The organism is Streptomyces sp. CA2R106, from assembly GCF_037034245.1.
GTDB lineage: Bacteria > Actinomycetota > Actinomycetes > Streptomycetales > Streptomycetaceae > Actinacidiphila.
Genome location: NZ_JBAGKC010000009.1, coordinates 22,308 through 34,195, shown reverse-complemented (window position 1 = coordinate 34,195; position 11,888 = coordinate 22,308). Strand labels below are relative to the sequence as shown.

Genomic DNA, 11,888 nt, shown 5'->3' with positions numbered 1-11,888 from the left:
TGCTCCGACTCCTCCGACGGTCCGTCGCGGCGCCGCCCGCCGAGGGCGTCAGGTGGGGCCGGGACGCCGTGCGGCACCGCGTGATGGCTCGTGTTGGCGACAAAGCTACGCGGCTCGGCGGCAGTTCGGGACGCCCCCGGGCAGTGAGGAACCGTTCTGCCGGAGAAATCACCCTCTGGAAGTCGACAAATCCCCAACCCGGCGCGCATATCGGGGTGTACGGCCACCTGACGCGGCATCGGCCGCCGCGTCAGTTGCTGCCCGAGCCGCCGCCGGAGTCACCGGTGATCGCGGCGACCTTGTCCCAGGCGCTGTGCACCCAGCTCGACGTCGCGTCCCACAGGTTGCGGGTGCTGTTCACCCAGTCCGGCAGCGGGGTCGTGTACCAGACCACGACGAAGATGACCACCAGCACCAGGATCACCATCAGGCAGCCCTTCAGGCAGCCCAGGCCCGGGATCTTCATCGGGTTGGCGCTGCGCCGCGGCTGCCGCGGCTCGCGCGGCGCGGCGGCCGGCGGGCGCTGCGGTTCGTACCGCTGGGGCTCGTAGTTCTGCGGCGGCGGCTGGTAGCGCTGCTGCTGGGGCTGCGGGGACTGCGGGGGCTGCTGCCGCGGATACGGGCGGCCGCCGTCGTACTGCTGCGGCGGCTGCGCGGGCGGCTGCTGCGGCTGGGCGCGGCGGACCGGGCGGCGGTAGAGCGGGTCCATCTCCGGGGGGACCCGGCTGACCTCGGTCTGCTCGTTGCGGTGCCGGGCGGCGTTGAGCTGGGACTCCCACGGGTGCGGGCCCTGCGCCTGCGGCGGGCCCTGCGCCTCGGCGGTGGGCAGCACCCGGGTGCCGTCGGCGGCGTTCGCGGCGTCGGCGGCGGTCACCGCGCCCTGGAAGCGGTCCGAGGGGAGCACACCGGTCGTGGCGTTCGGGTCGTAGGCCGCGCTGCCGGCCGGCAGCACCTGGGTGGGCTCGGCGTCGCCGGTGCCCGGCACCGGCGCGGGGTCGACGTCCGGCCCGAGCAGCGCGCCCACCCCGAGCGCGGCCTCGGCCTGCGCCGGGCTGGCGTGCACGCCCACGCCCGCGGCGACCACCCGCAGCGCCCGCGCCAGGTTCTCCGCGCTGGGCCGCTGCGCGGGGTCCTTGCGGAGGCAGCGCTCGATGACCGTCCACAGCGGCTCCGGTACGGTGCGGGGCCGCTCGGGCTGGTCCGCCATGTGGGCGCGCAGCACCTCCAGCGCGGACTCGCCGCGGAACGGGGCGTGCCCGGTGACCAGCTCGTACATCAGCACGCCGGCGCCGTACACGTCGACCGCCGAGGTCTGCGGGCGGCCCTGCGCGGACTCCGGCGCGACGTACGCCGGGGTGCCCACGAACTCCTCGGTGCGGGTCACCCCCGGGGAGTCAGCCAGCCGGGCGATGCCGAAGTCGGTGAGCATCGGGTGCATCGTCTCGGCGCCGTCCTCGCCGGTGGCGGTGGCGAGCAGGACGTTCGCGGGCTTCAGGTCGCGGTGCACGATGCCGTCCGCGTGGCTGGCGGCCAGCGCGTCCGCGACGGCCGCGGTCAGCAGGGCGGTGCCGATCGGGCTGAACGGGCCGTTCTCCCGCAGGTAGCGGTGCAGGTCCGGGCCGTCGATCAGGTCCATGACCAGGGCGAGCAGGTCGCCCTCCACGACGAGGTCGCGGACCCGCACGATGTGCGGGTGGCGGAGCCTGAGCAGGGCGGAGCGCTCGCGCAGGAAGCGCATCACCACGTCCGGGTCCCCGGCCAGCTCCTCCTTGAGGACCTTGACCGCCACCTGCGTACCCTCGTCGTCGCGCACCCGGGCACGCCAGACGGTCCCCGTGGCGCCCCGTCCGAGCGGCTCCTCCAGGAGGTATTTGCTGCCTACCGGCCGCACGTCATGCGCTCCCTGCGTGATGGTCCTTCGTCTTCCCGGCTCCGGCCCAGCGTAGAGCCTGCCGCCCCACGGTGCCGGATTCCCTTCCAGACGCCACCCCCGCTCCCCCGGTTGCCTCCGACAGACACCCACAGCCGAACACCCACCGCAAGGGGCACCGACCCAGGGGCGCGGGGAACTGCGCGACCGGCCACCGACCGGCCCGCGGCCGGGAACCGGCAGGCACCCCCGCGGCGGGAAGCCGGCGCGCGGCCACGGGGCACCGCGAGGCGCGGAGGGGCGGTGCGGGCCCGGCACAGGGGGTGGGAGGATGCATGGGTCAAGTCGCCGCGCGGCCAAGTCCGTACCAGCCGCACGCAGTGACTCGTAGGTGTCGGGTCGCGGCCCGCCCCGCGCCGGGGGAGGACGTTCCCGGACGGGGGCGCGGGCCACGGGCGGATCAGAGCAGAAGGGACCGCGGACGAGATGCAGATCCGGCTGACCGTCCTCGGGCCGCGCGGCAGCGGCCGGGCAGCTCGCGGCTGCGACGTGCTGGTGACGGCACCCGCGGGCACCACCTTGGGCGCCGTGGCCGGCGCGCTGGCCTCGGCGGCCGGCTCGGGCCAGCCCGGGGGCCGCTCCTCCGCCGCCCCGGTCGCGCTGTACGCGGGCAGCGGACGGCTGGCCCCGACCGCGGTCCTCGGCGCCCCGCCCCTCGTGGACGGCGCGCTGATCTCCCTGCACGCCCCCGCGGAGCAGCATGGCGACCACGGCCAGTACGGCCGTTTCGGCCAGTACGGGCGGCCGCCGGCGGACCTCGCCGCGCTGCACGTGGTGGGCGGCCCCGACGCGGGCGGCGTGCACTTGCTCCAGGGCGGCCAGGCGGCGGTGGGCCGCTCCGCGGACGCGGACGTCCCCCTCGACGACCCCGACGTCTCCCGCCTGCACTGCGAGATCGCGGTGGGCTCCGACGGCGCGGTCACCGTCGCCGACCTCGGCTCGACCAACGGCACCGTGCTGTCCGGGCGCCCGGTGGGCGTCCACCCGCTGCCGTTCGCGCCCGGCGCGCTGCTGCGGATCGGCGAGTCCACGCTCAGCGTCACCCCGCCGCGCCCGGCCGCCCCCGCACCGCTGGCGACAGCCCCGGACGGCGAGGGGCACCTGCGGGTCTCCCCGCGCGGCGCGGCCGCACCGGAGAGCGCCGCGGAGCCCGACGGCGCCACCGCGTACGGCAGCGGCCCGTACACCCCCGCGGCCGCCGACCCGGACCCGGCACCGACCACGGCCCCAACCCCGACCACGGTCCCGACCCCGGGAGCGTCCGCGGGACCGTACGAGGAGACCGGCCGTGAGGGAGGCCGCGGCGCGGACGGCACCCACGGGGTGGGCCTGCGCCTCGGCACCCCGACGGAAGCTGAGTGGCCGCCGGCCGAGCCGCCCGCCGCGGACAGCTCCCGGCGCCCGACCGGCGAACGCAACCGCCGCGACCTCGACGAACCGGCGCGGGCCGGGGTCGTCGGCGCGATAGGCGCCTGGGCACGGCGGCTGGCGGGCGGCCGCCCGGCACCCGAGGACGCCGCGGCCGGCCCCCTCCCCGCCGCCGACGACCCGGCCGCCGCGGAGGCGCTGCGCGAGCGCTGGCCCGACCCGGCGGCGGTCCTGCTGACCGCGCTCGGCCCGGGCCGGCGGCTGTGGGAGCGCGGCCACGCCCACCCGGACGCGCTGACCGTACGCCTGGGCACCGCCGACCTGGCGGCACCGGACGGCGGGCTGCTGCGCGGCGCCCCGTACACCGTGGACCTGCGGGCGCCGGCCGGGTCCGCGCTGACCCTGGCCGGACCCCGGCCGCGGCTGGCCGGGCTGGCTAGGGCGGTGCTCGCACAGCTGTGCGCGCTGCACTCCCCGGCCGCGCTGGAAGTGGTGCTGGTCAGCGCGGACCGCACGCGCGGCGCGGACGAGCGCACCGAGGAGTGGTCCTGGCTGAACTGGCTGCCGCACCTGCGCCCCGCGCACGGCCAGGACTGCCGGCTGCTGCTCGCCTTCGACCGCGACCAGGCCGAGGCACGCGCCGCCGAGTTGGTGCGGCGGCTGGAGTCGGGCCCGCTCGGGCCCGGTTGGGCGACCGCTCCCCCGGCCGCGGTCTCCGCGGCGGCGGCGCGCCACGACGGCCCGTACACCCTGGTCGTCCTCGACGGCGACCCCGGCTCGCAGGCGCTGCGCGACGCGCTGGGCCGGATAGCCGTGGCCGGCCCGTCGGCCGGCGTCCATCTGCTGTGCCTCGCCGAGACCGGCGAACGCCCGCCCGTGCAGGGCGGTCTGGTGGCCCACGTCTCCGGCGACGTGGCGACCACGCTGCGCCTCCAGCCGGCCCCGGGCGCGTACGACGGCGCCGCGGCGGGTGCGGGGACGTATCCGGCGGAGCCGGTGGACGGCGTGATCGTGCTGGACGCGGTGTCCGCGGCATGGGCGGAGCACTTCGCCCGGGCGCTCGCGCCGCTGCGAGAGGCCGACGCGGGGTCGGTGGACGTGCCCTCGCGGCATGTGCTGCCGGGCGCCGTACGGCTGCTGGACGAGCTGGACCTGGCGATCGCGACGCCGGCCCGGATCGCGGCGCGGTGGGCCGAGGCGCCCGGTGCCGCGTCGGGGGCGACCGCGGTGATCGGGGCGGGGGCGGGCGGCCGGGTGGCCGTGGACCTGGTGGCCGAGGGGCCGCACCTGATGCTCGGGGGCGCCGCGGGCAGCGGCAAGACGGAGCTGCTGCGCTCGGTGGTGGCGGCGCTGGCCGCGGCCGACCGGCCGGACCGGCTGGCGCTGGTGCTGGTGGACGGGGCGGGGGCGGAGCGCGGTGAGGGGCTGGCGTCCTGCGCGGACCTGCCGCACGTCTCCACGCACCTGGTCGCGTCGGACCCGACCCGGATGCGGGAGTTCGCGCAGGCGCTGAGCGGGGAGCTGAAGCGGCGCGCGGAGGTGCTGGGGGGCGAGGACTTCGCGGCGTGGCACAGCGCCCGGGGCGCGGTGGCGGGGACGGTGCCGCACCAGGGCGGGCGCGGGTCGGGCGGGCGTACGGGCTCGGGCGCGGGAACGGGTGCGGGAACGCGTGCGGGTTCACGTTCGGGTGAGGGCGGCGGCGCGCAAGCCGTGCCCGTATCCGTACCCGCACCCGTACTGCCACGCCTGGTCGTGGTCGTGGACGACTTCGACGCGCTCGTGGCGCCGGGGCTCGGCAGTCCGGGGCGGCCGTCGGCGGGCAGCGTGGTGCGGGCCCTGGAGGCGGTGGCGCGGGACGGCGAGCGGCTCGGGGTGCACCTGGTCGCCGCGACCGGGCGGCCCGAGCGGACCGCGGGCACCGAGGCCGACGAGCGGGCCCGGCTGCGGATCGCGCTGCGGACCGCGGACCCGGAGTCGGCCGCGCTGCTGGTGCACGTGGAGGACCCGGCGGGGCTGGACGAAGCGGTGCCCGGGCGCGGTTACCTGCGGCGGCCGGGCGGCGCGGTGACGCCGTTCCAGGCCGCCCGGGTCAGCGCGCGCATCCCGCGTACGGCGACGCTGCGGCCGACCGTGGTGCCGTTGGAGTGGGAGCGGATGGGCGACCCGCCGGCGCGCCGCCAGGTGCGTGAACTCGGCAACGGGCCCACCGACTTGGCGCTGCTGGCCAGTGCGCTGCAACGCGCCGCCGAGTCGCCGGCCGACGAGTCCGGGCCGCGCGGCGCGGCGGCGTCCGCCGGTGCGGGTGCGGGTGCGTCGGGCAGCGCGGGTGCGTCGGGCGGCGCCCCGGCGGCGCTGACGAAGCCGCTCGTCTGATCGGGGCGCTGGGCCCTCGAGGGCGCCCGGCGGTCCCCGGTCGGGCCGTTCGGCGCCGCTTTGCGCCCGGACCTGACGGTCCGTCCGTTTCCGTACCGAAGGATTGAGTTCAAGATCACGGCATCGTCACAATGACCCCCGCAGGCTCCGACACGGCCTTGCGAGCGCCGTCGCGCCGGGCGTAGGACAGTCGCCAACGGGACTGAGGGGATGACGACATGCGTACCTTACGGCGCAAAAGCACCAACGACGCACGACGGAGAACGCGGGGGACCGCGCGCATCGCGCTCGCTGCGGTGACCGTGTCCGCGCTCGCGCTCACCACCGCGGCCTGCGGCGGGGGCAGCGACAAGAAGGACAGCTCCAAGAGCACGTCGTCGGCCTCCTCTTCGGGGAGCAACGGGTCCGACGGGAGCGAGTTGAACCTGCCGGACCTGCACGGGCAGAAGCTCGAGGTCGCGGCGGTGTGGACCGGTCCGGAGCAGAAGGCCTTCCAGAAGGTGCTGGACCAGTTCGACAAGCTGACCGGCGCGAAGTCCACCTTCGTACCGACCGGGGACAGCCAGTCGACCTTCCTGGGCACGAAGATCGAGGGCGGTGCCCCGCCGGACGTGGCGTTCCTCGCCCAGCCCGGCGTCCTGCACCAGTTCGCCGACAAGGGCTGGCTGAAGCCGCTCGGCGCGGGCGCACAGGCGCAGTTGAGCAAGAACTACTCCAAGGGCTGGCAGGACCTGGGCGCTTGGAAGGGCAAGCAGTACGGCGTCTACGCCAAGGTCGCCAACAAGTCGCTGATCTGGTACAACACGTCGGCCTTCAGCAACGCGGGCGCGACCGTGCCGAAGACCTGGGCGGAGTTCCTGAAGACCGCCGAGACCGTCTACGAGTCCGGCACCCCGGCGGTGTCCATCGGCGGCGCGGACGGCTGGACCCTCACCGACTGGTTCGAGAACATCTACCTCTCGCAGGCCGGTCCGGCGAAGTACGACGCGCTGACCGCGCACAAGATCAAGTGGACCGACCCGTCGGTGAAGACCGCGCTGACCACGCTCGCGCAGCTCTTCGGCAACAAGGACCTGGTCGCCGGCGGCACGTCCACCGCGCTCGCCGACGACTTCCCGAAGTCGGTGACGCAGGTGTTCAGCAGCAACCCGCCGAAGGCCGCGATGGTCTACGAGGCCGACTTCGTGGCGTCGTTCATCACCGCCAACACCAAGGCGAAGGTCGGCACGGACGCGAAGGTGTTCCCGTTCCCGGCCGTCGGCAGCGGCAAGGCGCCGGTGGTCAGCGGCGGCGACGTCGGCGTGGCGCTGAAGGACAACGCGGGCGCGCAGGCGCTGCTCACCTATGTGGCGTCCACCGACGCGGCCAAGATCTGGGCGTCCAGCGGCGGTTACCTCTCGCCGAACAAGGCGCTGCCGTTCTCGGCGTACCCGGACGCGACCGAGCGCACCATCGCCCAGGCGCTGATCGCCTCCGGTGACGACTTCCGGTTCGACATGTCGGACCAGGCTCCGGCGGCCTTCGGCGGCACCAAGGGCCAGGGCGAGTGGAAGGACCTCCAGGACTTCCTCAGCAAGCCGTCCGATGTGGCCGGCGCGCAGGCGAAGTTGGAGTCGGACGCGGCCAAGGCGTACGGGAGCTGAGGCCGGATGGCTGACGCCTCTGTGCCAGGGGCGGGCGGTCCGGTCGGGGCGGGGGGCGGCTTCGGTGCCGTCCCCCGCCCGGCCGGGCCCGACTCCGCCCAAGGACCCGGGAATTCTGTCGACGGGCCGGCCGAGGGGCCCGGTTCCGGTCGGCGCCCCGGCCGGTTCCGCAGCGTCGTGGGCACCCGCCCGTGGATCGCCGCGCTGTTCCTGTTGCCCGCGCTCGTCCTGCTGGGCGCGCTGGTGGCGTATCCGATCGGCTACACCGTCTACCGCAGTCTCTTCGACGCAAGCGGCGACTCGTTCGTCGGGCTGAAGAACTTCCGTACGGTCTTCACCGACCACGGCATCCTCACCGCGGTCCGCAACAACGCGATCTGGGTGGTGGTGGCGCCCACCGTGGCGACCGCGCTGGGCCTGGTCTTCGCGGTGCTCACCGAACGGGTGCGCTGGAGCACCGCGTTCAAGCTGGTCATCTTCATGCCGATGGCCATCTCGATGCTGGCCGCGGGCATCATCTTCCGGCTGGTCTACGAGCAGGACCCGTCGCGCGGGGTGGCGAACGCGGTGGTGGTGGCCGTGCACGACACGTTCACCAGCAACTCCGCCTACCCGGGGGCGCGGCCGCGGCCGGACAGCGACCTGAAGCCGACCGCGGGCGGGTCGTTCACCTCGACGTCCACCGCGCGCGTCGGCACGTCGGCGGACCTGCCGCTGGTCGGCATCCCGCAGACCGAACTGCCCTCCGGGGCGCGGCAGGCCAAGCCGGCGGCGCCGCAGCCCGGCCATGTCACCGGCACCGTGTGGCTGGACTTCCGGCCCGGCGGCACCGGCAAGCCCGATGTCATCGACCCGGGCGAGAAGGCGCTGTCCGGGGTGAAGGTGCAGGCGGTCAGGGACGGCAGGGTGATCGCCTCGGCGACCTCCGGAAAGGACGGCACCTACGCGCTGCCCGCGAAGGCGGCGGGCGCCCAACTGCGGTTGCCCGCCTCGAACTTCTCCGGCAAGTACAACGGCATCAACTGGCTCGGCCCGGACCTGGTCACCCCGTCGATCATCGGCTCCTACGTGTGGATGTGGGCCGGCTTCGCCATGGTGCTGATCGCGGCGGGACTTGCCGGGGTGCCGCGTGAACTGCTGGAGCAGGCCCGGGTGGACGGCGCGGGCGAGTGGCAGGTCTTCCGCCGGATCACCGTGCCGCTGCTGGCCCCCGTGCTGGTGGTGGTGATGGTGACGCTGATGATCAACGTGCTGAAGATCTTCGACCTCGTGTACATCATCGCGCCGGGCAACACCCAGTCGAACGCGAACGTGCTCGCGCTCCAGCTCTACCTGTCGTCCTTCGGCGGCGGCAACGACCTGGGCGTCGGCAGCGCGATCGGCGTGATCCTGCTGCTGCTGGTGCTGCCGGTCATGGTCTTCAACATCCGGCGGCTGCGCAGGGAGGGACGGCGATGAGCGCGGATGCGGGTATGAGTGCGGGTGCCGGTGCCGGTGCCGGCGCCGGTGCTGGCGCGGTCGCGGGGGTCGGCGCCGGTGCGGACAAGGGTGCGGGGGCCGGTACGAGTGCCGGCGCCGGTGCTGGCGCGGGGGCCGGTCAGCGCGGGATCGGGGCGCGGCTGGCCGCCGGGGCGAGCGGCGGCCTGCTCCGGCTGGTGCTGCTGGTGGTGGCGCTGTTCTGGCTGATGCCCACCGTCGGGCTGCTGCTGTCCAGTCTGCGCAGCCGGCAGGACATCGCGGCCAGCGGCTGGTGGAAGGTCTTCACCTCGCCGACCCAGCTCACGGTCACCAACTACCGCTCCTTGCTGGACAACCACGCCATCACCAGCTCGCTGTGGAACACCGTGCTGATCACCGTGCCGGCCACCGTGCTGGTCGTGGTGATCGGCTCGCTGGCCGGCTACGCCTTCGCGTGGATGGAGTTCCCCGGCCGGGACTGGTGGTTCATCGGCGTGGTGGCGATGCTCGTGGTGCCGGTGCAGGTGGCGCTGGTCCCGGTGGCGAAGCTGTTCGGGAAGATCGGGATCTTCGGCGACATCTCCGGGGTGGTGCTCTTCCACACCGCCTTCGGGCTGCCGTTCGCGATCTTCCTGCTGCGGAACTTCTTCGCGGAGATCCCCCGCGAGCTGCTGGAGGCGGCGCGGCTGGACGGCGCCGGCGAACTGCGGCTGTTCGTACGGGTGATCATGCCGCTGGGCGGCCCGGCGATCGCGTCGCTCGGCATCTTCCAGTTCCTGTGGGTGTGGAACGACATGCTGGTGGCGCTGATCTTCGCCAACAGCGACTCGCAGCCGATCACGGTCGCCCTCCAGCAGCAGGTCCGGCAGTTCAGCGACAACATCGACATCCTGGCCCCCGGCGCCTTCCTGTCGATGGTGGTCCCGCTGATCGTGTTCTTCGCGTTCCAGCGGCAGTTCGTCTCCGGTGTGATGGCCGGGGCGGTCAAGTAGCGCTGCCACGGCGCCCGTTCACCCGGCCGGTACGGCGGGTGGACGGGCGCCGCCGTGTCCGCGCCCGGCCGCCCGAGCGCCGTCATACCGCCCTTTCCGCCTCCGGCGTCACCGAAGTGCCCTGATCCGTACACGAGTTGACGACCGGACCGGTGCCGGGGCGGGCCCCCTGGGTACCATCGGGCCGTTTGGACCTATCCGAGGGGGGTGCCCGACATCGACGGCCACGACGACGGACGCACATACGGCGACGGACCCGGCTACCGCGGCAAAAACGCCCACCACGGCGGCCAGTTGCGTCCGCTGGGCCCCCAGGACCCGCGCGAGCAGGCCGGCTACCGGCTCCTCGCCCGGATCGGCGAGGGCGGCATGGGCACCGTCTACCTCTCGCACACCCGCGGCGGCCAGCCGGTCGCGCTGAAGCTGATCCGCCGCGAGTACGCCCGCGACGAGGAGTTCCGGCGCCGCTTCCAGCAGGAGGTGCGGGCCGCCCGCCAGGTGCAGGGCTACCACGTGGTGCCGGTCGTCGACCACGACACCACCGGCGACCAGCCGTGGCTGGCCACCACCTTCGTCCCCGGGCTGCCCCTGGACGAGGCGCTGTCCCGATACGGCGCGCTGCCGGTGCCCACCGTGCTCCAACTCGTCGGCTGCGCCGCGGAGGCGCTGCGCGCCGTGCACGCGGCCGGGATCATCCACCGCGACCTCAAGCCCAGCAATGTGCTGCTGGCCGCCGGCGGGCCGTGGGTGATCGACTTCGGCATCGCCCGGGCCGCGGACTCCACGCAGCTCACCCGCAGCGGCGGGCTGATCGGCACTCCGCAGTACATGTCCCCCGAGCACGCGAACGGCCACGAACTCACCCCCGCCACCGACCTGTTCTCGCTCGGCCTGATCGCCGCCGTCGCCGCCACGGGCCGCCATCCGTACGGCGAGGCGGGCGCCATCACGCTCGCCACGAAGATCGCCAACACCTCCATACGACCGCCCGACCTGTCCGGCTACCCCGACGCGCTGCGGCCGGTGCTGACCCGCTGCCTCACCGCCGACCCCGCGGTGCGCCCCTCCCCCGCGGAACTGGCCGAGCTGTGCACGCGCGCCGCCGGCCGGTCGCTGCGGGACTTCGCCGGATGGCTGCCGCAGCCGATCGCGGCCGAGATCGTACGGCGGGAGGCCGCCGCGAAGCAGCCGCCCCAGCCCGAACCCGCCCCCGGGGCCGGTTCCATCGCTGGTTCCGGGTCCGGGGCCGGGCCCACGATGCCGGACCCGCCCGGGTTCGCGCCGGCCACCGGATACCCGGCGGGGCCGCCGCCCGGGCAGCACCCGAACGCGTTCGCCCCGCCCACCGGCGCACCCGCCGGGCCGCTCCCGACCGGTTACGGCCCACCGCCTACCGAGAACGAGCCCCAGCCGATCCCCACACCCGGCGGCGGCACCCACAAGCTGCTGGTCGTCGGCGGCGGCGTGCTCGCCCTGGTCCTCGCGGTCACCCTCACCTACGCCATCACCCGCTCCACCAGCGGCGACGGCCACTCCGATGCCGGCCCCCAGCAGAGCACCCCGGCACCGGCCGCGGCCATCGGCGGCACGTCGACCGGCGGCACGCCCAGCACCGCCGCACCGACCGGCACGGACACCGCCACCGCCACCACCGGCGACGCGGCGGCCGACGGCAGCTACCAGGTGATCTTCAAGGACCGCTCACTGACCGTCCGCCCGCCCAACTCCATCGACCCCGGCCCCGACGTCGACCTCGACACCCCGCTGGTCGACCCGAAGGACAGCCTGCCCAGCAGCCAGGTCGAGCTGAGCTACAGCGACGACTACCTGACCTTCAACACGCCCACCGGCAAGTCCACCAGCGCCTCCCCCACCGACTGCCGGGAAGCCGCCGAGGCCAACCCGCTGCCGGGCCAGGTCGGCGGGCAGGACCTGGCCGGCGACGACCCGCTGATCAGGACCGGCGACCGGCTGTGCACCGTGACCAGCTCCGGGCACCTGGCGATGTGGCTGATCACCGGCACCACCCCGAGCGAGAACTACTACAAGACGCCCGTGTACACCGGCAAGCTCACCTTGTGGAAGATGCCGAGCCGGTGAGACCGCGGTCCTTCAGGGGCGGGC

Annotated in this window: 6 protein-coding genes; 5 read left to right on the top strand and 1 reads right to left on the bottom strand. The window is 74.8% G+C overall.

Features of this window, described 5'->3' with window-relative positions; translation table 11 throughout:
• Window positions 1-250 precede the first annotated feature (250 nt).
• Window positions 251-1,891: a serine/threonine-protein kinase gene (locus WA788_RS15525; protein WP_335977670.1), complete on the bottom strand. Its 1,641-nt coding sequence runs from the start codon at window positions 1,889-1,891 to the stop codon at window positions 251-253.
• 465 nt (window positions 1,892-2,356) lie between these two features.
• Here WA788_RS15525 and WA788_RS15520 point away from each other — a divergent pair, with 465 nt between their 5' ends.
• The 5 genes from WA788_RS15520 to WA788_RS15500 all read left to right on the top strand — a co-directional run bounded on the left by WA788_RS15520 (window position 2,357) and on the right by WA788_RS15500 (window position 11,864).
• Entirely contained in the window at window positions 2,357-5,671 is a 3,315-nt protein-coding gene (locus WA788_RS15520; RefSeq protein ID WP_335977667.1) for an FtsK/SpoIIIE domain-containing protein, read from the top strand.
• Between the two features lie 296 nt (window positions 5,672-5,967).
• Complete coding sequence (locus tag WA788_RS15515) at window positions 5,968-7,314, top strand: ABC transporter substrate-binding protein (RefSeq protein WP_435131781.1); 1,347 nt, start codon at window positions 5,968-5,970, stop codon at window positions 7,312-7,314.
• 177 nt (window positions 7,315-7,491) lie between these two features.
• The gene (locus tag WA788_RS15510; protein ID WP_335977664.1) at window positions 7,492-8,772 is read left to right on the top strand and encodes a carbohydrate ABC transporter permease; all 1,281 of its coding nucleotides are present in this window, start codon (window positions 7,492-7,494) and stop codon (window positions 8,770-8,772) included.
• The gene (locus WA788_RS15505) at window positions 8,769-9,764 is read left to right on the top strand and encodes a carbohydrate ABC transporter permease (protein ID WP_335977661.1); all 996 of its coding nucleotides are present in this window, start codon (window positions 8,769-8,771) and stop codon (window positions 9,762-9,764) included. Before WA788_RS15510 ends, WA788_RS15505 begins: the two co-directional genes overlap by 4 nt.
• A gap of 207 nt (window positions 9,765-9,971) precedes the next feature.
• The gene (locus WA788_RS15500) at window positions 9,972-11,864 is read left to right on the top strand and encodes a serine/threonine-protein kinase (protein ID WP_335977659.1); all 1,893 of its coding nucleotides are present in this window, start codon (window positions 9,972-9,974) and stop codon (window positions 11,862-11,864) included.
• The last annotated feature ends 24 nt before the right edge of the window (window positions 11,865-11,888 follow it).

Excerpts from the sequence above, each read along its gene's own strand:
- WA788_RS15520 (WP_335977667.1), top strand. The coding sequence starts at position 2,357 with ATGCAGATCCGGCTGACCGTCCTCGGGCCGCGCGGCAGCGGCCGGGCA.
- WA788_RS15505 (WP_335977661.1), top strand. The coding sequence starts at position 8,769 with ATGAGCGCGGATGCGGGTATGAGTGCGGGTGCCGGTGCCGGTGCCGGC.